General features: G+C 60.0%; 22 protein-coding genes and 1 pseudogene. 17 read left to right on the forward strand and 6 right to left on the reverse strand.

Annotation, left to right across the window (positions count from 1 at the left end):
* Nucleotides 1-909: 909 nt before the first annotated feature.
* Both E1958_RS15675 and E1958_RS15680 read right to left on the reverse strand, forming a co-directional pair.
* Complete coding sequence (locus E1958_RS15675) at nt 910-2,739, reverse strand: choice-of-anchor Q domain-containing protein (protein WP_133512702.1); 1,830 nt, start codon at nt 2,737-2,739, stop codon at nt 910-912.
* Between the two features lie 197 nt (nt 2,740-2,936).
* Entirely contained in the window at nt 2,937-3,149 is a 213-nt protein-coding gene (locus E1958_RS15680) for a hypothetical protein (RefSeq protein WP_133512703.1), read from the reverse strand.
* Nucleotides 3,150-3,687: 538 nt separating this feature from the next.
* On the opposite strand from E1958_RS15680, the gene E1958_RS15685 reads away from it, so the two are divergent.
* Nucleotides 3,688-4,098 (forward strand): helix-turn-helix domain-containing protein, encoded by a 411-nt coding sequence (locus tag E1958_RS15685; protein ID WP_133512704.1) that lies wholly within the window; start codon nt 3,688-3,690, stop codon nt 4,096-4,098.
* Nucleotides 4,099-4,373: 275 nt separating this feature from the next.
* Here the strand turns inward: E1958_RS15685 and ligA are convergent, their stop codons facing one another.
* On the reverse strand, nt 4,374-6,839 hold the full coding sequence (gene ligA / locus E1958_RS15690; protein WP_133512705.1) for an NAD-dependent DNA ligase LigA: 2,466 nt from the start codon (nt 6,837-6,839) through the stop codon (nt 4,374-4,376).
* Nucleotides 6,836-7,579 carry a cell division protein ZipA gene (locus E1958_RS15695; RefSeq protein ID WP_133512706.1) on the reverse strand — a complete coding sequence of 248 codons (744 nt, stop codon included), beginning with the start codon at nt 7,577-7,579 and terminating at the stop codon, nt 6,836-6,838. Before E1958_RS15695 ends, ligA begins: the two co-directional genes overlap by 4 nt.
* Before the next feature lie 194 nt (nt 7,580-7,773).
* Between E1958_RS15695 and folC the strand changes: the two genes are divergently transcribed.
* The 7 genes from folC (at nt 7,774) to E1958_RS15730 (ending at nt 15,302) form a co-directional block, all read left to right on the forward strand.
* Nucleotides 7,774-9,051: a bifunctional tetrahydrofolate synthase/dihydrofolate synthase gene (gene folC / locus E1958_RS15700; RefSeq protein ID WP_133512707.1), complete on the forward strand. Its 1,278-nt coding sequence runs from the start codon at nt 7,774-7,776 to the stop codon at nt 9,049-9,051.
* A gap of 49 nt (nt 9,052-9,100) precedes the next feature.
* Complete coding sequence (locus tag E1958_RS15705; protein WP_133512708.1) at nt 9,101-10,015, forward strand: SPOR domain-containing protein; 915 nt, start codon at nt 9,101-9,103, stop codon at nt 10,013-10,015.
* Between the two features lie 25 nt (nt 10,016-10,040).
* On the forward strand, nt 10,041-10,583 hold the full coding sequence (locus tag E1958_RS15710) for a CvpA family protein (protein WP_133512709.1): 543 nt from the start codon (nt 10,041-10,043) through the stop codon (nt 10,581-10,583).
* 330 nt (nt 10,584-10,913) lie between these two features.
* Nucleotides 10,914-12,428, forward strand: a complete 1,515-nt coding sequence (purF, locus tag E1958_RS15715) for an amidophosphoribosyltransferase (protein WP_133512710.1) — start codon at nt 10,914-10,916, stop codon at nt 12,426-12,428.
* A gap of 607 nt (nt 12,429-13,035) precedes the next feature.
* Nucleotides 13,036-13,239, forward strand: coding sequence for a hypothetical protein (locus E1958_RS15720; protein ID WP_133512711.1), 204 nt, complete (start codon nt 13,036-13,038; stop codon nt 13,237-13,239).
* Between the two features lie 434 nt (nt 13,240-13,673).
* Nucleotides 13,674-14,858 (forward strand): O-succinylhomoserine sulfhydrylase, encoded by a 1,185-nt coding sequence (locus tag E1958_RS15725; RefSeq protein ID WP_133512712.1) that lies wholly within the window; start codon nt 13,674-13,676, stop codon nt 14,856-14,858.
* Nucleotides 14,859-14,927: 69 nt separating this feature from the next.
* Nucleotides 14,928-15,302: a lysozyme family protein gene (locus E1958_RS15730; protein WP_133512713.1), complete on the forward strand. Its 375-nt coding sequence runs from the start codon at nt 14,928-14,930 to the stop codon at nt 15,300-15,302.
* Between the two features lie 932 nt (nt 15,303-16,234).
* Here the strand turns inward: E1958_RS15730 and E1958_RS15735 are convergent.
* Together E1958_RS15735 and E1958_RS15740 are read right to left on the reverse strand one after the other, a co-directional pair.
* Nucleotides 16,235-16,426, reverse strand: a complete 192-nt coding sequence (locus E1958_RS15735; protein ID WP_133512714.1) for a hypothetical protein — start codon at nt 16,424-16,426, stop codon at nt 16,235-16,237.
* The gene (locus E1958_RS15740) at nt 16,405-16,611 is read right to left on the reverse strand and encodes a hypothetical protein (protein ID WP_133512715.1); all 207 of its coding nucleotides are present in this window, start codon (nt 16,609-16,611) and stop codon (nt 16,405-16,407) included. The genes E1958_RS15735 and E1958_RS15740 overlap by 22 nt, the downstream gene beginning before the upstream one ends.
* A gap of 235 nt (nt 16,612-16,846) precedes the next feature.
* Here E1958_RS15740 and E1958_RS15745 point away from each other — a divergent pair.
* From E1958_RS15745 to E1958_RS15790, 9 genes and pseudogenes are all read left to right on the forward strand, one after another.
* Nucleotides 16,847-17,106, forward strand: a pseudogene (locus tag E1958_RS15745) (nitrogenase component 1); the annotation flags it as partial.
* A 158-nt stretch (nt 17,107-17,264) separates the two neighbouring features.
* Nucleotides 17,265-17,699 carry a hypothetical protein gene (locus E1958_RS21785; protein ID WP_424945092.1) on the forward strand — a complete coding sequence of 145 codons (435 nt, stop codon included), beginning with the start codon at nt 17,265-17,267 and terminating at the stop codon, nt 17,697-17,699.
* Between the two features lie 34 nt (nt 17,700-17,733).
* A complete protein-coding gene (locus tag E1958_RS15755; RefSeq protein WP_133512716.1) occupies nt 17,734-18,708 on the forward strand; it encodes a glycosyltransferase in 975 nt (324 codons plus the stop codon).
* A gap of 120 nt (nt 18,709-18,828) precedes the next feature.
* A complete protein-coding gene (locus tag E1958_RS15760) occupies nt 18,829-19,068 on the forward strand; it encodes a hypothetical protein (protein ID WP_133512717.1) in 240 nt (79 codons plus the stop codon).
* Between the two features lie 99 nt (nt 19,069-19,167).
* Nucleotides 19,168-20,139: a TAXI family TRAP transporter solute-binding subunit gene (locus E1958_RS15765; RefSeq protein ID WP_207787731.1), complete on the forward strand. Its 972-nt coding sequence runs from the start codon at nt 19,168-19,170 to the stop codon at nt 20,137-20,139.
* Between the two features lie 121 nt (nt 20,140-20,260).
* Nucleotides 20,261-20,995 (forward strand): OmpA family protein, encoded by a 735-nt coding sequence (locus E1958_RS15770; RefSeq protein ID WP_207787730.1) that lies wholly within the window; start codon nt 20,261-20,263, stop codon nt 20,993-20,995.
* A gap of 108 nt (nt 20,996-21,103) precedes the next feature.
* Nucleotides 21,104-22,843, forward strand: a complete 1,740-nt coding sequence (locus E1958_RS15775) for a ShlB/FhaC/HecB family hemolysin secretion/activation protein (protein ID WP_165741841.1) — start codon at nt 21,104-21,106, stop codon at nt 22,841-22,843.
* A gap of 784 nt (nt 22,844-23,627) precedes the next feature.
* A complete protein-coding gene (locus E1958_RS15785) occupies nt 23,628-23,906 on the forward strand; it encodes a segregation and condensation protein A (RefSeq protein ID WP_133512720.1) in 279 nt (92 codons plus the stop codon).
* A gap of 192 nt (nt 23,907-24,098) precedes the next feature.
* The coding region (locus E1958_RS15790; RefSeq protein WP_133512721.1) for a damage-inducible protein D at nt 24,099-24,916 on the forward strand (818 nt) is incomplete at its 3' end.

Below are 24,916 nucleotides of genomic sequence, written 5' to 3' on the forward strand. Positions count from 1 at the left end.
CCATCCGGCATTTCCACCCGGCTCCCAGGCGCCGGCGTCACGCGATACTCACTGTTGGAAACTATTTTGGCTCTTTATGGATTCCGGACTGCTGACGATCATGGAAGGGCACGACCGGATGTTTTGGAGTGCAGCGGCAACCTTACCCCGATACCGACCGGAATCCGCGGTACCCGACCCAGCCGCGGGACGGGCCTAGCGTACCGACCCGCCGCCGCTTTGGATTCGGTAACGCAAAGGCACGGCGGCCAGGGGAAAGCGCCGTCGCCGCGGCGCGTGCGCAACCCGGCGTTCAGGTTCCCGGTAAACACCCCTGGTATCCCCAATTGCTGAGGTTCGATTCGACCGCGCCGCTTTGCCGGCGCACTCCAAAGCAGTCCGGAATCCATAAAGAGCCATTATTTTTTGCCGTAAATGAACGCGAATCGACGCAAATCGGTCGCAATTGGTTCACCAGTCTCGACCCTTCTTGATCCAACTATCTAGTTTTTCTGGTTGTCATTTCGAGCGAAGCGAGAAATCCTTGTCCCGACGGAGGAGGGATCTTGTGCACTGGAAACTTTTGCCACGCTGGAAGATCCCTCGCTACGCTCGGGATGACAACTCCCGGCGGTCGAGATGACAAGGACTGGTTGCGCTCGTTCCTACGCTTGTACTAGGTTTTGTCGGGTTACGGCACTTTCAGGTCGGTTTGCATCGCTCGATCCGGAGATACGTGCCTAACCCGACCTACCACGACTTCAATACTGCTCGCAGTTTGTCGGGTTACGGCACTTTCAGGTCGGTTTGCATCGCTCGATTCGGAGATACGTGCCTAACCCGACCTACCACGCCTTCAATACTGCTCGCAGTTTGTCGGGTTACGGCACTTTCAGGTCGGTTTGCATCGCTCGATCCGGAGATACGTGCCTAACCCGACCTACCACGCCTTCGATACTGCTCGCAGTCGGTCAGCTTGGCATCCAGGACGCCTACGTCGTCGCCTTGGGCGCCGAGCAGGATGTCCAGGGCGATATGGGACAGGCCGTACTCGGTGGCGCCCTCGTCGCTGCCGTCATGGCCGGCGCGCCAAGCCTCGCGGTAGGATGCCAGGCGCGCGAGATAGAACGCCAGTCCGCCGGGCTCGGCCGTGCGATCGAACATGTTCCGATACAGGTTGTGGATCAGCTCGGCGTCACTCAGCCCGCTGAAGCGCTGGGTGTATTCCTGGGAGGTGCCAAAGGCAGCGATGATGGGAGTCAGATCGGTGCCGCCGCCTTCGGCGTCCAGGCGTTCACACCAGTAGCGAAAACCGCCGCACTCGGCACAGCGCCCGTAATAGCCGCGATAGGCCCGATGGATCCACAGCTTGGCCGCGTCGCTGCACCGGATGTCGGCGCGGCAACCACTGCCGGTGTTGGGCGTGCCGGCGGTGCCGGAGGTGGTGCCGGGGGACGGGTCTTCAGGACTACCGGTCCCGGTGAAACCGGACTCGTAGGCACCCATATCCACGGCTGCTCCCTGGACGCGCGGCTGTCCCCGTTGATCGGTGCTCAGCGTCGTCGTACCGCCGGCGTCGATGGCCGGGCTGCCCGACTGCAAGGCATGGGTCTTGACACAGGCGCCGCCGGATGGGGTCGTACAGCCGTTGTCTGCGAGTGATCCCAGCCGCGGGTCCTGCTCCCCGATGAGGTTGCCGTCGGTCGCGCTCAGATCGCAGGCCTGGGCGCCGGTCGCCTGGAGCAGGCTGTTGCCGGCGGTGACGGCGGCACTCGATTCCTGTTCGCAATCGCTGGCACTGGCGCTGGCGCCCTTGGTATTGCCCGCCAGGATGCTGCTGGTGAAGGTGGCCGTGCCGGTAAAGAGATACACCCCGCCGCCCTTGGCGTTGCTGCCTTGCGTGTAATTCCCTGAGACGGTGCTGTTGGTCAGGGCAACGGTTCCCTTGCTATAAATCCCACCGCCATCGGCGTTGCTCCCCTGCGTATAGTTCCCCGAGACGGTGCTGTTGGTCAGGGTGACAGTGCCGCTGCTGCCATTAATCCCGCCGCCTTTGTTGCCGCTCCCTTGCGTGTAGTTCCCCGAGACGGTGCTCTTGATCAGCGTGACCCTTCCACCACTGGAAATCCCGCCGCCAGAGGCGTCTTTCGTGTAGTTCTCCAAAACGGTGCTGTTGGTCAGGGTGACGTCTTTATAGCCAAGAACCCCACCGCCAGTAGTGCCAGAGCGCTCCGTGTGGCTCCCCGAGACGGTGCTGTTGCTTAGTGTCAGGTGGCCCTCCGCGCAGATCGCCCCGCCCCCGCCCGTGGTCTTGTCGCAACTTGAACCGCTTCCTACCGCCGTGGTCTTGGCGTTGGTCAGGGTCAGCTGCTCCAGGGTCACCGCTACCTCTTCGGTGACCCCAAAGATGCGTCCGGTGCGGTTGGCTTGATTGCCGTCGATGGTCAGACCGGTCGCCGGACCGGTGATGGTCAGGGCCTGGGTGATGTCGATCTGATCACCGGTCAGGACGATGGGGCCCGTCACACCGGCGGCGAAGGTGATGCGATGGGGCCCGGTACCGGCGGCGTTGGCTTGGGTTACTGCCTCGCGCAGGCTGCCGGTGCCGTTATCGTTCGCATTAGTGACGGTGAAGTCCTGCGCCTGGGCGGCGCCCATAGCCAGGAGGGCGACCGCCAAGGCCAGGGCAACCGCCCGGAGCCGGGAGACACGGATGCAATCCCTTCCCGCGACCTTGGGGTGAACGGAAAGACGGGTCATGGGCTGGGGCCCTCTCTGGATCGAATTGATGGTAGGGTCCGCTGTGCGGACTGCTGGGATGTTGCGGTCATTTGCGTCGATTTGCGGCTAAATTTTCTATTTCGGTCGTTGAGAGCATACGTACTAGGTTTTGTCGGGTTACGGCGCCTTCAGGTCGGTTTGCATCGCTCGACCCAGCGACACGCGCCTAACCCGACCTACTTTTTTCGCGGTGGATCCGCATCCGCTTGGTCGATCTCAATCTCCATCGCCCGTGACGCGACCTCGGGTTCGACCAGCTCGATCCACCCGGATGGTCCCAGGAGCTCGCAAGGCTGAGGACAGGCAGACGATCTTCGATAATTGATGGTGACGTCATTGTCCGCCGTGAGTGTCAGGGTGACCTGTTGGTCGCCGGTGGCCGTGGCCAAACATTTGTATCTAAAATGCAAGAATCTTATGAATCCTGGGTAATCCTGTAAATCCTGTCCTATTATAGGATTGCGCGACAAATAATCCAGGACCGCGCCTTAGTAACGGCATTGGGCTGGAGCATGGGGTAGGGGGGCCGGCACTCCTGCAACCAACTCCTCTCCCTCCGAGGGTGTCGCAAAAGGCACCGATCTTTGCCCTTTGACCCCCTCTCCCCCCCCTCTCCCTCCAGGAGGGTGTTGTAAAAGGGCTTTCTCGCGTCATTTAAATATTAACCACCACCCTTTTTTTAACTCAAGAATCCCCTACTGGCGTTTGAGCTCAATCGTAGTGGTATCCATCCGGCCAAATAGGGAAAGAAAGGCTCAACCCTGATATACGGTTCAAAATATCGGAAAATATAAACAACTGAGGCAGGCCACGTTCCGTCTTTTAAACAAAATAAGAAAAATTAATGGCTTTGTATACCGCTCTCATATGATTTTTGAGTTTAAGAACCGCGCGTAACCAGCTGAAGATACTTATAACATATAGGGCATGCTCGACTACACGCTTTCAGCCGAACAGCTCGCCGAACTGCGGGCGGCGCATCGCAGCGCCCATGAGAAGCGCGCCGCTGACCGAATCAAGGCGGTAGTGTTGCTTGCCACCGACTGGACAGCGAAACAAGTAGCCGAAGTCTTGTCGGTCGATACCACTACCGTGCGCAACCATTTCAAACGCTATCGCCAAGGCGGTATCGAGGGGTTGTGTCGTGTCGGTACCGAGGTTGGTGGAAGCACGTGCGCGCTCGCCGCAGATGATCTGGCGGGCTTGGACGCTCATCTGCAAGCGCACCGGTACCTGTCGGCCAAGGCGATCGCGCACGGGGTGGAAGACACCGTCGGGATCTCCTACACCGAGAGCGGCATGACTGCGGTGCTGCATCGCTTGGGCGACGTCTACTAACAAGCCGAAGTTGGTCCCTGGCAAAGCCGACCCGAAGGCGCACGAACACTTCCTCCGCGATTACGAGAACCTGGAAAAAACCGCGGCTAAAGACGACCCGGTGTACTTCATGGATGCCGTCCATCCGCAACACAATCTCGTGTGTTTTGAGAAGGCTTGGGTATAATCAGCAATGACGGGAGCTAACCCACCAGATCGTCGTTCCGGCTGGGACGCCGGAACCCAGCGGCCAAGGATGGCACGTCCGCAAGAAGCAGACCACGGATCTCCATTCCTCAATCCCCACCCAATAGATCGGCGAGCCCTTCCTCATCCACTAGGGTAACTCCGAGCGCTCGTGCCTTGGTCAGCTTGGACCCAGGGTCCGCACCGGCGATCAGGTAGTCCGTCTGCTTGGAGACGGTGCTGGTCACCTTGGCGCCGCGCGCCTGCAACGCCGATTTGATCCGATCGCGGGACCGGCTCAGGGTGCCGGTGATGACGACCGTCTTGCCGGTCAAGGGTAGCTGGTCGGGCGCCGCGGCGGGGACCGCCGGCGTCTCCCAATGAACACCGGCGCTCAACAACCGCCGGATCACGATCCGGTTGCGACGCTCGGCGAAGAAGCCGACGATCCGTTCGGCAACCACCTCCCCGACGCCGGGCACCCGACTCTCTTTCCGGTACTCCAGGTCTTCCACCTGCGCCCGGCTCAGCGCCTGGAAAGTCTTGAAGTGATCGACCAGGGCTGCGGCCACCTTGGTGCCGACGCCGGGGATCTTCCGCGCCGCCAGCCAATCGGAAAATGCGCCTTCGGGGGTAAACTCAGGCTTATCCTCGAAGAACCGGCGGATGGCCCGTGCGGTCTTGTGGCCAACGCCTTTTATCCCCTGCTCCAAATCATCGACCTGGGCCTGGCTCAGCGCCTGGAAAGTCTCGAAGCGATCGACCAGGGCCGCGGCCACATTGACAGTGACGCCGGGGATCTTCCGCGCCACCAGCCAATCGGAAAACGCGCCTTTGGGGGTAAATGCGGGTTTATCCTCGAAGAACTTGCGGACGGCCCGCGCGGTCTCGGGGCCGACACCCTTGACGCCCCATTGCGGCACCAGGTCTTCGACCCGTCGGATCTTCCTCAGCTGTCGCCAGTCCGGAAAGGCGTCCGCGAGGGCCTGTGCGGTTGCCTCACCCACCTCTCGGATTCCGAGCGCAAAAATAAACCGGGCCAGGGTGGTGGATTTGCTCTCCTCGATGGCCGTAAGCAGGTTGGCGACCGATTTCTCGCCCATGCGCTCCAAATCGATGAGCTGCTCGCGCTTTTCCTTCAGGGTATAGAGATCCGCAGGGTCTGCGAGCATCCCCCTGTCCACCAGCTGCTCGATGAGCTCCTCCCCCAACCCTTCGATGTCCATGGCCCGCCGCGCGGCGAAGTGCCAGATCGTCTCCTTGCGCTGTGCCGGACAGTGGAGGCCGCCGGTGCAACGGGCAATGGCCTCTCCCGCGGGCTTCACCACCGGGGAATTGCAGTCCGGGCAGCTCCGGGGGAGCTTAACCGGCTCGGTCCCTGGTGGCCGGCGCTCGGGCAGGATCCGCACTACCTCCGGGATGACGTCGCCGGCGCGGCGGATGTAGACGGTGTCCCCGGCCCGAATGTCCTTGCGTCGGATCTCGTCCAGGTTGTGCAGGGTGGCGTTGGAGACGGTGGCGCCGCCCACGAAGACGGGCTGCAAACGGGCCATCGGGGTAACGGCGCCGGTGCGACCCACATTGAACACCACCGCCTCGACGGTGGTGAGCGCCTCCTGGGCGGGAAACTTGTAGGCAATCGCCCAGCGCGGCGCGCGGGCAACGAAGCCCAGGGCCTCTTGATCGGCCAGGGAGTCGACCTTGAATACTACGCCGTCGATGTCATAGTCGAGGGCGTCACGCTTGGTCTCGATCTCCTGATGATAGGCGATGCAGGCCTCGATGCCGTCCAGCACCCGCAGCTCCGGGGAGGTACGCAGTCCCCAGTCTTTCAGCAACGCCAGACGCTCGCTATGGGTGGACGCCGGGGTGCCGTCCTGCACCGCGCCCAAGCCGTAACAGAACATGGTCAGGGGCCGCTGGGCCGTGATTTTGGGGTCGAGCTGCCGCAGGCTGCCGGCGGCGGCGTTGCGGGGATTGGCGAAGGTCTTGCCGTCCTCTTCTCGGGCCCTGGCGTTGATGGCCGTAAAACCGGTTTTGGGCAGAAAGACCTCGCCGCGCACCTCCATCAGCGTCGGCCAGCCTTCGCCTCGCAACCGCAGGGGCACGGAGCGGATGGTGCGCACCTGGGCCGTCACGTCCTCACCCCGACGTCCGTCGCCACGGGTGGCCGCCCGGCGCAATCGCCTCCCTTCGAAGATCAAGCTGATAGCCAAGCCGTCCAGCTTGGGCTCGGCCAGGTAGCGGACCCGGTCATACCCGAGCCGCTCGCACACCCGGCGGTCGAAGGCCCGCAGCTCGGCCTCGTCAAAGGCGTTCTCCAAGGAGAGCATGGGGACCAGGTGTTCGACCTCGGCGAAGCTCGCCAGGGGCTCGCCGCCCACCCGCTGGGTCGGTGATTCGGGGCTTATCAGGTCCGGATATCGGGTCTCCAGGTCCTGGAGCTCGCGCCACCGGCGGTCGTACTCGGCGTCCGGGACCTGCGGGTCGTCGCGGACATAATAGTGGTAGTTGTGGTGATCGATCTCCCGCCGCAGCTCCTCGATACGGGAGCGAACGGCGATGGGGACGCTCATTGGGGGTCCGGATCAGTCAGCCGCCAAGCCATCAGCTCATGGACCCGATCCCGCAAACGCTCCTCCGACTCGGGCGTGAGCGATTCCCTGCTCCCGATGCGGATCTCCGCCTTGAGCGCATCGGCCAGGCAATGCGCGGCGGTGAGCATCGCTTCCAGTCGGGACGGGTCGTCGGGGGCGCCTTCCACCTGGGAGAACAGGGTCAGCCCGGGCGATTCGAACTCGTCCATGGCACCGAAGGGAAAGGTCCCGGGCTTGACCATGTTGGCCATACTGAACACCGGATGCTCGGTGGACTCGGCATCGGCGTAACAGTGGAAGATCTCCATCTCCCCAGGCTCGACTCCGCACCGCCCGGCCGCACGCACGATGGTCTCGCCGTCGAAGCTCCCCTCTTTCGGGATGATATGGAGCGACAGGACCATCGGACTCTTGGGGCGCACCGGCCCCCGCCTGTCCGCTACCACCGGCGGCTCCAGCTCGAGCTCCGACTGATCCGGCGGCAATGGCGGCCCGGACCGCTCTCGGGCGTCGTCGCCTGCAGCTGTGCCATCGCTCTTATCGCCCGCCTCATCGGTCCCGGTGTCGAGCCAGGGCTCGCGCTTGTCATCGTCCGGTTCGCTTCTCTCGTAAGGCCCCTCCTTATCGGAACGGGCCCGCCGCCGTTCCCAGATATAGAGTCCGCCCAGCACCAGACCACCGGCGACGATCAAGAGCAAACGAAGTGTATCGGCATCCATTCGAGGCCTCTTCGACTTAAGGAAGTGCACAGATGGTGTGTAAGTATAATCCCAGAAACGCCCCGCGATCACGCTATGCGACGATCGTTCAGCAATCCTGAATTATCCGGCGCTGGTTGGGAGACCGGACTGCGGATTAAAAAATCCGCGCCCGCCTGGCTTCGGATCCCCGCGTGTATGCAGGAACGGGATCAATGAGATTCGACGACCTCCAAAGCTGGCTGCGTTGGCAGGAGACCCTGCACCCAAGGACTATCAAGCTGGGGCTGGAGCGTAGCGCGGCGGTCTGGTCCCGGCTGCAACGCGACCCGGTGGCTTTCCCCGTCATCACCATCGCCGGCACCAACGGCAAGGGCTCTTGCGCCGCCATGCTCGAGTCCATCTACCGTGCCGCCGGCTACCGCACCGCCTGTTATACCTCCCCCCATCTACTGCGCTACAACGAACGCATCCGCCTGAATGGGCAGGAGATCCGGGACGCCACCCTGTGCGCCGCCTTTGTGCGCGTCGATCGGGCCCGCGGGGCCTCGACCCTGACCTATTTCGAGTTCGGCACCCTGGCCGCCCTGGATCTCTTCGTGCGTGCCCAGCCGGACGTTGCGATTCTGGAAGTGGGTATGGGCGGACGGCTGGACGCGGTCAATATCCTGGACCCGGACGTTGCGGTGGTGACCACCATCGGCATGGACCACACCGCCTGGCTCGGTGACACCCCGGACCAGATTGCCGCGGAGAAGTCTGGCATTTTCCGGCCCCACCGGCCTGCCGTCGTGGGGCATCGGGCACCCTCCGGGGCCTTGCTCGAGCGGTCCGAAACGCTCGGCTGCGATCTGTTCGTCCTGGGACGCGATTTCGACTGGGAAGACGAGGGCTCCAGCTGGCGCTGGTTGGGCCCCGAGCTGGTGCGGACAGGTCTGCCCGCGCCCGCCCTACGTGGGATCTTCCAACGCGACAATGCCGCCACTGTCCTGATGACGGTCGCTTGCCTGAATCCGCGTCTACCGGTGGCGATCCCTCACCTGAGCCTGGGTTTGCAGCGGACACACCTGCCGGGGCGCTTCCAGATCGTGCCGGGCGCGGTGACCTGGCTCCTGGATGTCGCCCACAATGCGCAGGCGGCCGCAGCGCTGGCGGCCAACCTGCGCGCCTTCGATTGCCCAGGTCGCATGCATGCGGTGCTCGGGGTCCTGCAGGACAAGGACCCGCAGGCCATCGCCGAACCCCTGGCCGGGCAAGTCGATGCCTGGTACCTGGGGCCAAGTGCAGACCCCCGGGCCCTGCCCACCGCCGAGCTGCGCGCGGGGTTGGAGGGCCTGGCAGCGGAGCGGGATCTGCACGGATGCGAGGACATTACCGAAGCACTCCGGACCGCGGCGAGCCGGGCCCGGGCAGGCGACTGCATCCTGGCATTCGGATCCTTCACCACTGTCGAGGCGGCCTTACGCTATATCCACGGCGCGGCGGCATCCTGATATAATCTTTGAAACATTCCACTCGGGCAACGCTGTTGCGGGAAGGCTTATGGAGGAAGGAGCAAAACGACGTCTGATAGGCGCGGCGGTCATCGTCGTGCTGCTGGTGATCTTTCTCCCCATGCTCTTGGAGGAGGAGGAGACCTTACAGCCGGTATCGGAACAGGAAATGGCGATTCCTCCAGCGCCGGACTTCGACCAGGGCTATGATGCTTCTGTCCTGGAGCCTCCGGTCGAGCCCCCCGTGTCCACGTTCTCCGAGTATCAGGAGCCGACGCAGGGGGATCCGTCGCTACCGCAGGAGCTCCCGCCGCCGGAGTTCTTCGAGACACCCGCAATCAAGAGACCCGAGCTCGGGCCCGAGCCGGACCTGGTCCCGGTCGAGGAAGCACTGCCCGCGGCCGAGCCGAAACCGGCACCCAAGGCGACCGCGATCCCCAAACCGAAAACACCGCCCGCGGCCAAGCCGAAGCGGGCGCCCAAGGCAACCGCGACCCCCAAGCCGAAAGCGCGGCCCGCGGCCAAGCCGAAGCGGGTGCCCAAGGCAACTGCGACCCCCAAGCCGAAAGCGCGACCCGCGGCCAAACCGAAGCGGGCGCCCAAGGCAACCACGACCCCCAAACCGAAAGCGCGGCCTGCGGCCAAGCCGAAGCGGGCGCCTAAGGCAACCGCGACCCCCAAACCGGTACCCTCGCAACCCGCGGCTCCGGCCCGGTCGTCCACGAGCCCCTCCTCCTGGGTCATCCAGGTGGCCAGCGTGCGGGAGTACGCACGTGCCGACACGCTGGTGCAGGATTTGCGCGTCAAGGGATTTCCCGCCTTTATCCAGGAAGCACGGGTGAAACAGAAACTGTGGTACCGGATCCGCATCGGGCCGGAATTGACGCGCAAACGCATCGAGTCGGTGGCCGCTAAGCTGCGGAGGAAAACGGGGCGGAAGGGCCAGATTCAGCGTTACCCCTGAGGGGCAAACAAGCGGCAAATCAAGCATGGCCTGGGTCGATTACGCCATCATTGGGGTCATTGCCCTGTCCGCCCTCATCGGGTTCGTGCGCGGGTTCGTGCGCGAAGTGCTCTCTTTCGTTATCTGGTTTGTTGCCCTGTTTGTCGCCTGGACCTTCCATAAGGAACTTGCTGGTGTGCTCGCGCGTTGGATCGCGAGCGCCTCCCTCCAGGAGGAACTTACCGAGGAGCTCGCGCGCTGGATCACGAGCCCCAATTTCCAGATCATCGTCGCCTTCCTGATCCTGGTCCTCGGGGTATTGGTCCTCGGGGCAATCTTAGGCTACCTGCTTTCCGTACTGTTGAAAAAGAAGGGGTTTACCGGCATAGATCGCGTCCTGGGAAGCCTGTTCGGTGCGGCCAGGGGGGTAATTCTGGCAGCAATGTTGGTGTTCCTTGGGTCGCTCACGCCTTGGCCAGAAGACGCCTGGTGGCGGCAATCGTCCCTTATCGGCCACTTCCAGGTCCTGGCCGAGCGTATCCTGGAGCAAATCCCGGTGCAGGTGACGGACCGGCTGAAGGATCTGTAGCGCACGCTGAGCCCGGACCTATCGAGCCCGGCGATTCATCGGTGAAGGCGATGTTGGATCTACCCGTCATACCCAGGTCGTGTTGACATTTATCCGGGCGACATCCTTTTTGTCCGCAGATTTTCACAGCGGGAATTCTTTTTTTGCCGCCAATGAACGCCAATCGATTGCGATTGGCTCGCCATCATCGACGCTTTTAGTCCATTGACGTTTATTTGCGGCTAAATTTTCCGTGGAGATCCTGCCAGCTCAATGGTATCGGTCGTTGAGGGCATCCATATTAGATTTTCCGCCCCGATACAGGTCGCTTGCATCCGCTAGAGGTACGTCATGTGCGGCATCGTCGGCATCGTCGGCCAGGGGCCGGTCAACCAATCCCTTTATGACGCCTTGCTGGTCCTGCAACACCGCGGACAAGACGCCGCCGGCATCGTCACCAGCGAAGGCGAGAAGCTCCATCTGCGCAAAGACAGCGGCCTGGTCCGGGACGTCTTCCGCACCGAACACATGCTCTACCTGCGGGGTAACATGGGCCTGGGGCACGTGCGCTATCCCACGGCGGGCCTTTCAAGCTGCGCGGAGGCCCAACCCTTCTACACCAATTCTCCATACGGGATCGTGCTGGCGCACAACGGCAACCTCATCAATGCCGAGGCGCTCAAGCGCGATCTCTACGCCGAAGATCTGCGCCACCTGAACACCGCATCGGACTCGGAGGTCCTGCTCAATATCTTCGCCCACGAGCTGCAGCTTCAAGGCAAGCTGCGGATCGACGAACGGGATATCTTCGATGCCGTGGCAGGGGTCCATCGGCACTGCCGCGGGGGCTACGCGGCGGTCCTGATGATTCCGGGGTTCGGCGTCTGCGGCTTTCGGGATCCCCACGGCATTCGGCCCGCGGTCTACGGCAAGCGCAAGACCGACGCGGGCATCGAATACATGATCGCCTCCGAGAGCGTGGCCCTGGACACCCTGGGCTTCAAACTCATCGCGGATATCGCGCCGGGCGAGGCCGTATTCATCGACGCCGAGGGTCGGCTGTACAGGAAACAATGCGCGGAACAGCCGGTACTCTCGCCCTGCATCTTCGAGTTCGTCTATTTTGCGCGGCCGGACTCCATCATCGACAACATCTCGGTCCACCGGGCGCGCCTGCGCATGGGGAAAAAGCTGGCCGCGAAGATCAAGCGCGAGTGGCAGGACCATGACATCGACGTGGTCATCCCCGTACCCGAGACCAGCCGCACCGCTGCCCTCCAGGTCGCCGACGGGCTGGGCATCGGTTTCGCGGAAGGTTTCATCAAAAACCGTTACATCGGGCGCACCTTCATCATGCCGGGGCAGAAGGTGCGCAAGAGGTCCGTGCGCCAAAAGCTCAACGCCATCGATCTGGAGTTCCGGCGCAAGAACGTGCTGTTGGTGGACGACTCCATCGTCCGGGGGACCACGTCCCGGCAGATCATCCAGATGGCACGGGACGCGGGTGCCAAGCGGGTCTATTTCGCCTCCGCGGCCCCACCGGTACGTTATCCCAATGTCTACGGCATCGACATGCCCACCGCGAGCGAACTCATCGCCCACGGCCGTTCCGAGGATGAAGTCTGCCGCCTGCTCCGAGCGGACGGCCTCATCTTCCAGGATCTGGACGACCTGATCGAGGCGGTCCAGAAGAAGAACAAGAGCGATGTGGACCGCTTCGACACCTCGGTATTCGACGGCGAATACGTGACCGGAGACGTCACCGCTCGGTATCTCGAGCAGCTCGAGCAGAACCGTAGCGACAGCGTCAGGGAATCCGGCTTCCGGCCCAGCGAAACGGTCATCGAGCTCTACAACACGGCCTGACCCTATACATACACAAATTCTGCAAACGCGAAGCAAAAACTATGTATTCAAAACTTAACGGCGAAAAAACGGCCACCGCTTTAAAGAGTGTTTTTGCCAGTGAAAAAACTCGGGTGATGGTAAATCTTTAAATGGCGGAGGCTAGTACACCTGCGTGTATATATAACGGAAACGTTTCCCCCAACCAAAGGCTTTGTCATGGTTGCGTTTTTGCACCACAGAGACACAGAGAACACAGAGAACACAGAGAAAACACGGCGAAAATGCTCTGTTTTCTCCGTGCCCTCTGTGGTTATTTTCCTGGTCGGGTTAGGTTCCGTCCCTGCGCCTAACCCAACCGGTCCGCGATTGCTGATTCGATGTTTTCGGGGAAGTGCTGACCCGGGAGTGATTAACTTCCTGTCGGACCTTTTGGGAACCGAGAGCGCTTTAACTTGCGATCACTGCCGGTTAAGCACGACCGTTTTCGGTACTTCGGCTCTGCGGTACGAGGGTTAGCCGCTAGGCGGCTCGGCGGACTTGGATTATTAACTACACTATCAGTTAAAAATTTACCACTACCGTCCCGAGATCTGTACACCACAAGAATTAATGGGAGTAGATGGAAATGGTTGATGAAATCATTGAGGAGCTTTGGAAAGTCAAAGATGATATCGCGCGGGAACATGATTACGATATAGACGCACTTGTGGCTGATTTGCGTTCGAGAAAGCTGACGGGAGGGCCTAGGATCGGGAACCTACACGCCGTCCGCGTGACCGCCGAGCAAAGCCTTCCAGCCGACGCTGAAAACGCTGGTAGTGCTTATTGACGGCGCGGCTGAGAGGCTGTCTAAAAATTAAGATACTGATTTTAGGGCATAAAATCTGTAAATTTCGCGCTCGTTCCCACGCTCCAGCGTGGGAATGCCGTCGTGTCCGCTCCAGCGGATTCAGCTCCTCTGTGCTAATAAGCGTTGGCTGTTAGCCTACCGAGACGCTTAATCGACGCTGGAGCGTCAGATCCCTCCTCCGTCGGGACAAGGTCTGCTCCCATGCTGGAGCGTGGGGAGCCAGCTGAAAATCAATGTGTTAGTTTTTAGACGGCCTCTGAAGGCATAAGATCGGCACAAACTACGCATCACAAGAATCTGCGTGCATTAGATTTTTTGTGCCCGCAGGAACATTCGCGTCGATTCGTGTGATTCGTAGTTATTCCTTCAATATGCGCATGTGTACTTAGGCTCTTAAATTACGGGGGGTATCGATGAGCACCCTGGACGCGTTCGAACTTACCACCCTCGCCATCCGCACCGGGCACCACAGGACCCCGGAGGGTGAGCATGGGGAACCCATCTTCACCACCTCCAGCTACGTCTTCACCAACGCCCGCGAGGCGGCGGCCCGCTTCAGCGGCGACGAGCCCGGAAACATCTACTCCCGGTTCACCAACCCCACCGTAGCCATCTTCGAGGAGCGGCTGGCGGCCATGGAAGGGGGTGAACGCTGCGTCGCGACCGCCTCGGGCATGTCCGCCATCCTGAGCCTATGCCTAGGGCTGCTGAAGGCGGGGGACCGGATCCTCTCCTCCCGCAGCATCTTCGGTTCCATTACCATCCTGTTCAACAAGTATCTGACCCGCTTCGGGATCAAGACCCACTATGTACCCTTGGCGGAGCCGGCTGCCTGGGAGCGGGCAATCGACCCCGACACCCGGTTATTGTTTCTGGAGACACCCTCGAACCCCCTTACCGAGATGGCGGACATCCGGGCCCTGGCCGAGCTCGCCCATGCCCACGACTGTCTATTGGTGGTGGACAACTGCTTCTGCACCCCGGCCCTGCAACGGCCCCTGACCTTGGGAGCGGACCTGGTAGTGCACTCCGCCACCAAATACCTGGACGGGCAGGGCCGGTGTGTCGGCGGCGCCGTGGTCGGCAACCATAAGCTCGTAGGCGAGGAAGTCTTCGGCGTACTGCGCACCGCCGGCCCCAGCATGAGCCCCTTCAATGCCTGGGTCTTTCTCAAAGGGCTGGAGACCCTGGAGCTGCGGATGCTGGCCCACGCACGCAATGCCCAGGTGCTTGCCGCCTGGCTTGAAAGACAACCCGGCGTGATCAAGGTCTTCTATCCGGGGCTCGACGCCCACCCCCAGCATCACCTGGTCGGGACCCAGCAGCGCACCGGCGGCGGGATCGTCGCCTTCGAGGTGTGCGGCGGAAGAGCGGCCGCCTGGCGGGTCATCGACGCGACGCGCCTGCTCTCGATCACGGCCAATCTAGGGGACACCAAGACCACCATCACCCACCCTGCTACCACCACCCACGGCCGTCTTACCGATGAGGAACGGGAGCTGGCGGGGATCGGCGAGGGCCTGATCCGAATCGCCGTCGGCTTAGAAGCGATCGCAGACATCAAAGCCGATCTGGCGCGGGGGTTTGCTACCCTATGAAGAGTGACGTAGGATGGGTAAAGACGGGTCATTAAGACGAAACCGTAATTCATAAAGAGGAAACCAGCGATGCCTTTGAAGAGTTCGGTAAAAACCATAGTGCAAAAGAAATTAGAAGAGTACGAAGGACGTTACAATCATATGTATTTGGATTCCAAGGATAAGGTTACCATCGGGGTCGGGCATCTCATCGCGAGTAAGAATGTTGTAGCTTCAATCACGCTCCACAATACCAAGAATAACCAGCCAACCACACCTGCATCATTAAAGGAAAAACAAGACGAGTACAACAATGTACTCAAACAGAAAAAGAATTACATAGAAGATATCTTGTTGCGATTAGACTGGAACATCATAACTACCTTTGGTAAAGGATTCAGTTTATTGCTGCTTTCTAAGCCCAGTTTTTCGGCTGAGGCTAAAGTGGTATGGCGTAACGGATAAAATGAAGGCGATTAGTTTGATGCCTCAGTTAGTCTTCACCTCTCTCAGGCATAAAAGAAAGGGACCTCCATCTTTTTGAATAATTATTAATGTATTAGATGAATAATTTGGATCGAAGGATATTGTTGAAAAACCGGCTTGGACACATAACGTAACCCTCGGCGGGAGAGGGGTTGGGGTGAAGCTATGGAAACAGTTCTGGAATACAAACTTCAAAGTTCATTTTAAGCACGGTAGTGGTTAAGGTTTAAATGGAAACGTCGCCGATAGCAGTATGTTAAGGCATGTCGTGCTGCACTCCCTCTCCCTCGAGGGTGTCATAAAGGCACCGATCAACGCCCTTTGACCCCTCTCCCCACTTCCCTCTCGCTTCTCAATGCCATTAAGTTAAGCCTCAGCCTCTCCCACGGCGAGGTGTCGCAAAACCCGCTCCCGGTCTCTGGTTCCCACGCAGCGCCTGGGGAACGAAACTTCCATTGACTGATGACTATTTGGATAACAGCTGGGCATTTCAGGTTTTACCGATAGCCAGGAGCCAACGGAATATCGGTAGTCCGGGAGCCGACCGAAGTGTCGGCTTCGGTCAGAACCGACAAGATATTAACGGTTCGGGGATGCGAGTCCAGCTGGGACCGCCGTCTTTCCAGCGGGCGGCTTACGGATTATGACCAGCTGGCGGCAACGCTCCAAAGACGAAGCGCCACTCTGGGCCGCACCCGATAACGCCGGACAGCCGGCAGGTGTGATTCCATTAGTATACACCGGCCTGATGCTTTCTCGCGGCGCGGGCTTCCACGCTTCCACGTAGCGCGTGAACGAAAATGACCGCGTCGGGCCTCACCTTTTACGACACCCTCGGCGGGAGAGGGGTTGGGGTGAGGGCGAAAAAAACAGCGCACGATCGATCACAAACCGCGTCGGTAACGCTTAACTTAATGGCATTGCTCTCCTTCTAGGAGGGTGTTGTAAAAGGACTTTCTCGCGATCGTCCGGGCCTGTTCGGTCGTGAACTGCCAATCCACACCGACCTGTTCAGCATTACGCCGCTCGGTCCAGGCGGTTGCTTCGCAGCGCAGTGTTTCCAGATCAGAAATGCGCCGGTTCAGGCATTGCTTGGTAAACACGAAAACGCCTCCGCGGTTTGCGCATCGCTCCGATTCGGTCCGTTGGCATCGACCTTCAGCAGCACATTGGCGTGCTTGATCTTGTATGCCGCCGCCTTGCCTTTGGTCACCAACTCGGTGAGCAGAGCCCGCTCTTCCTCCGAATCACACGCATCGATGCGAATATTCCTATGGGCGCAAACCATCCGATTCGCGCCGATTCGCGTGATGCGTAGTCTATGACTAACGCAACTCAAGCGTCGTGCTATTTGAACATGCTCACAACCTGGAGATGCCGGGCGTGCCTGGGACTATCCCCGCCAATCATTTGTCGTAAAGACTACATTTCATCGCCTTTTCTTGTCTTGAGAAATCAATAGGCTAGCGGTTGGCACGAGCCCTGCATGGATGACCCCCGAAGCATGCAGCCGAGGGGCCTCCATGAAGCGGAAAGACATCGCCATACTGCTCGACGAGCCGGCCGGTGCCCACCCGAAGCGGGCAGGGTCCGGCTGCGCCAGACCCAAGCCGGGGGCCACCGCTGGCGGTTGTGCCTTCGATGGCGCTCAGATCGCTCCGAGCAGGACGTGGTCATGGGGCGGGGCGAGCAGCGGCTCCTACACGCCATCCGACAGGCCATCGACAGCTACCACCCGGCGGCGGTTTTCGTCTACAACACCTGCGTCCCGGCCCTGATCGGTAAGCCCCTTATTTTTTGCCGCAAATGAACGCAAATCGACGCAAATTTAAGCCGTGATCTTCGATTTGTGTTCATTCGCGTTCAGTTGCGGCTGAATTCTCCGGCGGGAAGTTAAGACCAAGGCACCTTGATTTTTTAGACAGCCTCTTAGGGTTTCCCCTGGTGCGCGCAGGCTTTCCCTTCTACGATCAAGTGGGCAGCCATCAGCGTCTCTGGATCGGCTACCAGGGTACCCGCCAAACCCTGTTCAAGCTCGCCAATATCCTGTTGTCCCTGAAGAGAAGGGAGAGATCCCCCCTATCGCTCGTGCCTGTCCCGGAAACCGGTGTCGCGGTAAAAAGGCAATCCGGTTATATCCGTTGCAGATGGGGTTTGTGGAAAGCAAGATATGTCTGTTGTGCCCGAGCGCGAGGCACGAGATGGGTAATATACCCGTTACACGTAAATATTTCGCCGCGATGCACGCCCCTCGCACCCGATAGCAGCGTTGCGACTCGTCGCAATAGGGCCTGGCTATTCCTCCTCGTCGCGCCTTGCTCTCGGGTACGATCGACCCACCTCGCTTACCGAAATATTCACGTGCAACGGGTATAATCACCCCTAGCGGCGCTACTGGAAGGTGGACGACTTGAACGAGACGCAGCATAAGACTACCGGTGCCGAGCTTTCGGTGGTCATCCCCGTCTCCAACCAGGAGGCGGTGTTGACAAAGCTGTTCGACCGTCTCTACCCGGTGCTCGATGGCCTCGGTATCGCCTATGAGGTCGTGTTTGTCGACGCCGGCAGCCGCGATCGCTCCGCGACCTTGCTGCGCCAGCAGTACAAGCTGCGCCCGGATGTTACCCGAGTGCTTCTGCTGCGCGGTAACGCGGGCCGACCTGCGGCCGTCATGGCGGGCGTCGAGGTCTCCGGCGGCGACCGGCTGGTGACCTTGGATGCGGACCCGCGCCATCCCCCCGAAGCGATACCTCGGCTCCTGGCCGAGATGGACCGAGGGCACGACTATGTGGGCAGCTTTCGCCGTCGGTATCAGGACAGCAGATGGCGGGCCTTGGTGTCCAAGGCCATGAATCGCTTGCGGGAGCAGGTGACCCGGATCCGGATGACGGATCCGGGCTGCATGCCGTGCGCCTATGACCGAGCGATCGTGGATGCGATCCGGACCGCCGACGAGCTACTCACCCCGGGCCTGGCCTATATCTATGCCGCCAATCCCACCGAGATCGGGGTCGAAAACACTCAGCAGGCGACAGGCAAACCCAAATACCCCCTTTATGAGTCCATCCATCCCAACCTGGATCTCATGACCGGCTTCTCGCTGATCCCCTTGCAGCTCTTCTCCCTGGCAGGTATCGGGATCGCTCTGGTTTCCTTTGTCCTTGCCGTCTTACTGGCCCTTCGGCGTCTCGTCATCGGACCCGAGGCCGAGGGTGTATTCACCCTGTTCAGCGTCCTCTTCTTCCTGGCGGGCATGATCCTGTTCGGCATCGGTTTAGTGGGTGAGTATGTGAGACGTCTCTGCGAGCAGTCCCGCAGCCGGCCGAACTTCCCTGTGCGGGAGCATCTGCACCCGCGGTCGGGGCCGGCGCAGCCCGAGGTGTGATCTATCGGCCCTAATCCGGGGTGGGAGATCGGAGCGGTCAGGGAGGTAACGAAGCGGCCACAGCCTTACGATGTAAAGGACCATCAAAAGCGTCACCGGGCAAGTCCGGGAGGCCAGGTTTTGATCCCCGAAACGAACGGCAAGCAGCGTTCGTTTGGCATTCCCACGATCCGAGACCGGGTGGTCGGGACGGCAACGAGCCTGGTACCGGCGCCGATCATCGAGGCCGATCGACAACCGGAGCAATATGCCTACCGAGAGGGGCGCAATGCGCAGCGAGCGGTACGCCAAATCCACAAGCTGCTGAACACCGGCGACACGGACTTTTCTTTGGTTGTTGAAGTGTGCGCCAGGCGCTAGAGTGGAGTGTCAGGTTATACGGTCGGTATCGGTGCCGATGCTTGAACGACTGCCGATCGCCGAGTAAATCGCAAACATCACCCACCACAGGAGCGCCTCATGAAGCTGAGCTTGAGAATGATCCTTACCGCAAGTGCCGTCCTGCTGGCCTGCACGCTCGCCATCCCCTCCGTCGGCCTTGCTGCTAAACGCATCGTGTTCGGCGGCGGCCCCGCGGGCGGCACCTTCCAGATCGTCGCCAACTCCATTCAGACCTATGGGCCCGTCAAGGCAGCCAAGGACTATCGGGTCAAGGCCCAGTCCTCCGCCGGATCGGTCGAGAACCTGCGCAAGGTAAACGCCGGTAAGATGCAGTTCGGCGTCGTCTACTCCGGACACCTGTATCTCGGTCGCGAAGGCAAGTTGAAAAACGACGGGAGAAAATACGCAGACGTACTGGCGGTAGCTTACCTCTACGGGGCCCCCGCCCAGTTGGTCGTGCGTAAGGACTCCGGAATAACCCGCGTGCAGGACTTGCAAGGAAAGAAGGTCGGCGTGGGCAACGCAGGCTCCGGCGCCTTCGCCAACTGCGAGCTCTTCTTCACCCACTTAGGTGTCTGGGACAAGATCGAGCGTAACGCCATGGGCTATAACGACGCCGCCAATGCCTTCGGGAACAAGCAGCTCGATGCCTTTTGGCTGTTTACCGCTTTTCCTTCCGGCGCCGTGATGATGGCCGCCCGGACCAACGCTATCGCCCTCGTCGATCTCAGCAAGGACGCGGCCGAGAGCGGCTTCTATGAAGAATATCCCTACTTTACCCAGGTCGAGATCCCGGCAGGAATCTACCAGGGCGTTGATAAGGCTGTCCCTTCCTTCCAGGACTCGGCCCTGTGGGTCGCCAATGCCGAAGTCTCGGATGAGATCGTTTATGATCTGCTGTCCAAGCTCTATACGGACGAAGGGCTCGCCTATATGGCCGGCCAGAAAAAGACCTTCAAAGAGATGGGCGTAAAAACCGGCATCAAGGGCATCGTTACCCCCCTGCATCCGGGTGCCGAGAAGTTCTGGAAGGAGAAAGGATTGCTCTGAAGATGCAGCGGACCATACTATACTCCTAGCCGAGATAGGATCGACACGGCGCCACCATACGCTGGGGCCGTAGATTTCCCTGATGAGGACTAACGGAACAAAACGGAGAGGTAATCAGTCCATGTGCAACATCAAACTCAAGGTCAGTCTGCTCTCCCTGCTCGTGGTAAACCTGGCAGCGTTCGACGCGTGGGCGGAGGGGAGTTATCTCGACCGGAACGCCTCGCGTGCGCAGGTATTGAAGGCCCTGAAGAATACCCGTTCGATCAGCAAGGCATCGCCCGCTCGGCGCGCGCATTCAAGACCTTCCCGCGCCGCTTCAAAGTCCTCCCGCACTGCTTCGAGGTCCTCCCGGGTCTCTGCGAGGTCTTCTCGCGTCTCTGCAAAGGGCTCGAAATCCAAGCGCGTACGAAAGATAGTCCGGGAACCCCTGCCTACCTCCGAGGGCAACCCGAACGCCGGACCGGCCTCCTTTCGCCTCCAGTTCCAGATCAACTCGGCCCAACTGGATCCGAAGACGATCCCCTTCCTGGATACGATCGGGGAGCTGTTGCATCGCGAGGAGTTGAAGGGATATTCGTTCGTGGTCGAGGGACATACGGATGCCTCAGGGTCCGAAATATACAATCGTGACCTGTCGCAACGACGGGCCGAGGCGGTGCGCAACTACCTGGTGGAAAAGCACGGTATCGATGGGGAACGTTTGACGATTCGCGGTTGGGGCGAATCCCGACTGATGAACGGAACCAACCCCTATGATGCCGTCAACCGCCGGGTGACCTTCTCGGCCCCGGAGGAAATCGAGGCGGAGCGTTCTGTCTCCGGTGCGATACCCGCCGCGCCTGAAGGCTCTTAAGAACAAACTGAAATGATGGACGGGTGGTGGGCCTTGGTTCTCACCACCCCTCTCTATTTGTGGAATAATGATGGACGATTGTTCGGGCGAGTTCGGGAGAGAAGAGGTATGGGGTTTTTCAAAACGGGTGGTCGGTACCTTGCCGTTTACCTACTGCTGACCCTAGGTGTGCTTGATACGGCCCTGGCTCAAACCCGGCCCCAGGCGCCGCGTCTTCCGCTCCGATCCGGTGAGCCCGATGTCCGGGTGCACACGCTGGAGGGGAATCGCCCGGTCCTACCCCGGAGCGGCCCGGCCGTTCCCCCGGGTCATGAGTCATTCGCGCCGAGCGGCGCGGAGCAGATCCGCTTCAAGCTCCACAACATCGATGTTAGGGGTACTACCGTCTATTCCCCCGAGGAGCTGCAAGCGGTCTTCAGCAGCCGCTACGGCACGGTCGTGTCGCTGGCTGAAATCTATGCCCTGGCCGGCGAGATCCAACGCCGTTATCGGGATGCCGGTTATTTTCTCTCGCAGGTCATCGTTCCTCCCCAGCGCATCGTCGGCGGGCGCATGTACGTGGAGGTACTGGAGGGATATATCGACAGCGTCGTGATCGAAGGCGCGGTCGGGCCCGTCGAGTGGTTGATCAAGGGCTACCTCGAGCATGTCACCATGGAGCGCCCGCTCAGGTTGAGCACCCTGGAGCGGGGTCTGCTGCTGGCCAACGACCTGCCGGGTATCGAGGCCAAAGGTGTGCTCCGGGCCTCCGAGGCCGCCGTCGGCGCCTCCCAACTGGTGGTGATTGCCGGTCGCAAGCGGTTCGACGGCTTGGTGCTGCTCGACAACCTCGGCAGCACCTTCACCGGCCAGTGGGAGGTCGCGGTCCGCGCCGGCACCAACTCCTTCACCCGCTTTGGGGAGAGTATCGGCATTACCGGTCTGGTCAGCGATCCGGACGAGGGTTTCGGGGGCAACCGCAAGAACCAGCGCGTCGGCATGCTCACCAGCTCGCTGCGGATCGGCGATCGCGGCACCTACCTCTCCAGCTTCCTGTCTTACGGCGACTCCAACCCCGGTGACTTTCTCTCCGAATTCGATTACGACTCCACCAAGCTCCTGGCCAACCTCAAGGTCGTCCACCCCATCATTCGCACCCGGTCACACAACCTCTTTGTCGAAGGCGGCTTCGACTTCATCGACAGCAAGACGGATATCTTCGGCAACCTATCCTTCATCGAAGACCATCTGCGGGTACTCAGCCTGGCGGTGGCCTATGATTTTCGGGATCCTTGGGGTGGCTCGACCTACTTGAACCTGGGTGTGCGCCAAGGACTCTCGGGGTTCGGATCGACCGACGCCGGGGATCCCCTGGCATCCCGATTCGATGCCGACGGTAAGTTCACGAGTATGCAATTGACCGCATCGCGGTTGCAGACCCTCACCGACACCCTCGCCCTCTATGCCCTGGTCAAGGCCCAGTATGCGTTTGATCCGGTCCTCGCCGACGAAGAGTTCAACCTGGGCAGCATCGATTTCGGCCGTGGCTATGACCCCAAGGAGCTGAGTGGTGACGACGGCATCGGCACCACCCTCGAGCTCCAGTACACCAGGTCCTCACCCTGGTCATTCCTGGAGCGGTACCAGCTCTTCGGCTTTTATGATTTCGGCGCGGTGCGGCAAAAGTCCAACCATTTGCTCCCGTCCAGCGAAAGCTCACTGGCCTCGTCCGGCGTCGGGCTCCGCACTTGGCTCACCCGAGGTCTATCCCTTGAGCTGCAAGTCGCCAAACCTTTGACACGCCGGAGCCAGCGGGCCGATGACAGCAAAGACCCCGAATTTTTACTGCGGGCGATTGCACGCTTTTAGGTATTGTTGACATTTAGGTAGTGGTTAAGGTCTAAATGGAAGCATAGCCACTAGCAGTGTGTTGGGCACGCCACACGCCACCCCCTCTCCCTCCGGGAGAGGGGATCAAAAAAATAGAGCGTGGTTAATGAATCCTTCTACGCTGACCACTTAAAAATTTACCACTACCGAAAAAGAAAGGTCGAGAAGAATCGGACTTCTTTGTATGGCAGGATAACGCCGCCTAGGCCGAAAACCGGATGGGTATTATGTCGGGGGTCGTCGTGCCCGATGTACGGCCCTATATGGCCAAATTCGTCGAGGTAAGCTATGTAGAGCACAGATAGAAGCTCCAGAAACGCGAAAGCCCGGACCAATGGACCGGGCTTCGGAAGTGGCGCGCAGTGTACCCATGCACACCCCGCAACCAAGATTAAAGTATGGGGTGGCTGTAGTGTAATGTCAAGCACGAAATCTAACATCCTAACGTTGAGGCTCGTTCCTCACCCCAAACCTGCACTCAAGCGAGATCCGCGCATGCAAGCCGCACGGCGGGCGATGTGGGTGTAGGTTGCGTTAAGACGCCGGCACCGGCGCCACAGGAAATCAGCGAGCCTTGGTGCATCGAACGCAACACGTCAAACTGGTCCCGACGCAGGAGGGATCTTTTCCCCCAAACCGCGCCAAATAATTCAGGATTGCTGGAGAGAAACATGATCGGGCGCCTTGAGAAGTGATCGGTCGAGGTGCCGCGACGAATCGAAAACCAGTAACCAAGGCCAATCTCGGCCCGCAGAGACAAGCCATGTCAGAACTTACGAAAGAACAACAGATCCTCATCGCCATGCGCAAGACCTTGGCCGCGGTCATCAAGGACGTCACACCACCGCCGGGGATGAAACATCCCCTCTCCGAGCAGACCATCACCGATGTTCGCCAATGCCTGGGGTTGATCTCCGCTCGGGAGAAGGAGCTCGCCGCTGCCCAAGGCCGCACCGGCGAGCGGCCCTATTACGCCGATGAGCTTCAGTCTGCACAGGTGGTGCCCATAATCGGGCTGGGTAAGGGCAAGAAGCAGAATTAGTCTATATTCGGTGTAAAGTATGCTATTCGGAGATGACCCGGAGTACCCGAACTTTAACCGGAGAGTGGGAACAAGCGAGAATACGCTATGTGATCTCACCCTGCGGTTCTTTGATTCACGGACACTCGACGCCAGGTCCGGTTGCCGTAACGTTTTGCATATAGTTACTGGTTGTTCGAAACGAGGCCCCGCATGACTACTATTGAAGTCTTCCACTTTGAGGAAACCCGCCCATCATTCGATGATATGGGGACCGACAATGGGTTTCGCTACTGGTGGGCGAGCCAACTTATGGAAGCCTTGGGTTACGAATCTTCCGCTTCCTTCAATAAGGCCATCAACAAGGCGATTGGCGCCTGCATGGCCCTCAACATCGATGTTTTGGAGAACTTCATCCAGGCAAAACGGCAGACCAAAGATGGAAGCCGCATGGATTACCGCCTCTCGCGCTTCGCCTGTTATCTCACAACGATGAATGCGGATCCGAGGAAAAGCCAAGTCGCTCGTGCACAGGCATACTTCGCGACCATTGCCGAGGCTTTCCAGCGGTACGTCGAGGAATCGGAGGATGTCGAGCGGGTATTGATCCGGGATGACGTTACTGACCGCGAGAAATCACTTAGCGCAACAGCAAAAGGCGCCGGCGTTGAAAACTATCCTTTCTTCCAAAATGCCGGATACAGAGGGATGTACAACATGAATTTGGCACAGCTGCGTCGGCGAAAAGCAATTCCGGAAAGACGCTCGCCGTTGGACTTTATGGGGAAAACCGAATTGGCAGCCAACCTATTCCGGATTACACAAACGGAAGAGAGGATTCGCACGGAAAATGTACGTGGGCAGGTAAATGCCGAGCGTGCTGCTGAAACCGTAGGTAAAAAAGTCAGGCAGACAATGGTCGAGCTGTCAGGGACCCTACCGGAGGATTTACCGCTGTCAGAGGACATCAAAGAAGTGAAGCGGTCGCTCAAGTCAACGCATAAGGACTTCAAGAAATTGGATAGACCAAA

It is taken from the genome of Candidatus Thiosymbion oneisti (genome assembly GCF_004359955.1).
Classification (GTDB): domain Bacteria; phylum Pseudomonadota; class Gammaproteobacteria; order Chromatiales; family Chromatiaceae; genus Thiosymbion; species Thiosymbion oneisti.

Excerpts from the sequence above, each read along its gene's own strand:
- E1958_RS15675 (WP_133512702.1), bottom strand. The coding sequence starts at position 2,739 with ATGACCCGTCTTTCCGTTCACCCCAAGGTCGCGGGAAGGGATTGCATC.
- E1958_RS15685 (WP_133512704.1), top strand. The coding sequence starts at position 3,688 with ATGCTCGACTACACGCTTTCAGCCGAACAGCTCGCCGAACTGCGGGCG.
- ligA (WP_133512705.1), bottom strand. The coding sequence starts at position 6,839 with ATGAGCGTCCCCATCGCCGTTCGCTCCCGTATCGAGGAGCTGCGGCGG.
- E1958_RS15695 (WP_133512706.1), bottom strand. The coding sequence starts at position 7,579 with ATGGATGCCGATACACTTCGTTTGCTCTTGATCGTCGCCGGTGGTCTG.
- folC (WP_133512707.1), top strand. The coding sequence starts at position 7,774 with ATGAGATTCGACGACCTCCAAAGCTGGCTGCGTTGGCAGGAGACCCTG.
- E1958_RS15705 (WP_133512708.1), top strand. The coding sequence starts at position 9,101 with ATGGAGGAAGGAGCAAAACGACGTCTGATAGGCGCGGCGGTCATCGTC.
- E1958_RS15710 (WP_133512709.1), top strand. The coding sequence starts at position 10,041 with ATGGCCTGGGTCGATTACGCCATCATTGGGGTCATTGCCCTGTCCGCC.
- purF (WP_133512710.1), top strand. The coding sequence starts at position 10,914 with ATGTGCGGCATCGTCGGCATCGTCGGCCAGGGGCCGGTCAACCAATCC.
- E1958_RS15720 (WP_133512711.1), top strand. The coding sequence starts at position 13,036 with ATGGTTGATGAAATCATTGAGGAGCTTTGGAAAGTCAAAGATGATATC.
- E1958_RS15725 (WP_133512712.1), top strand. The coding sequence starts at position 13,674 with ATGAGCACCCTGGACGCGTTCGAACTTACCACCCTCGCCATCCGCACC.
- E1958_RS15730 (WP_133512713.1), top strand. The coding sequence starts at position 14,928 with ATGCCTTTGAAGAGTTCGGTAAAAACCATAGTGCAAAAGAAATTAGAA.
- E1958_RS15740 (WP_133512715.1), bottom strand. The coding sequence starts at position 16,611 with ATGGTTTGCGCCCATAGGAATATTCGCATCGATGCGTGTGATTCGGAG.
- E1958_RS15765 (WP_207787731.1), top strand. The coding sequence starts at position 19,168 with ATGAAGCTGAGCTTGAGAATGATCCTTACCGCAAGTGCCGTCCTGCTG.
- E1958_RS15770 (WP_207787730.1), top strand. The coding sequence starts at position 20,261 with ATGTGCAACATCAAACTCAAGGTCAGTCTGCTCTCCCTGCTCGTGGTA.
- E1958_RS15775 (WP_165741841.1), top strand. The coding sequence starts at position 21,104 with ATGGGGTTTTTCAAAACGGGTGGTCGGTACCTTGCCGTTTACCTACTG.
- E1958_RS15785 (WP_133512720.1), top strand. The coding sequence starts at position 23,628 with ATGTCAGAACTTACGAAAGAACAACAGATCCTCATCGCCATGCGCAAG.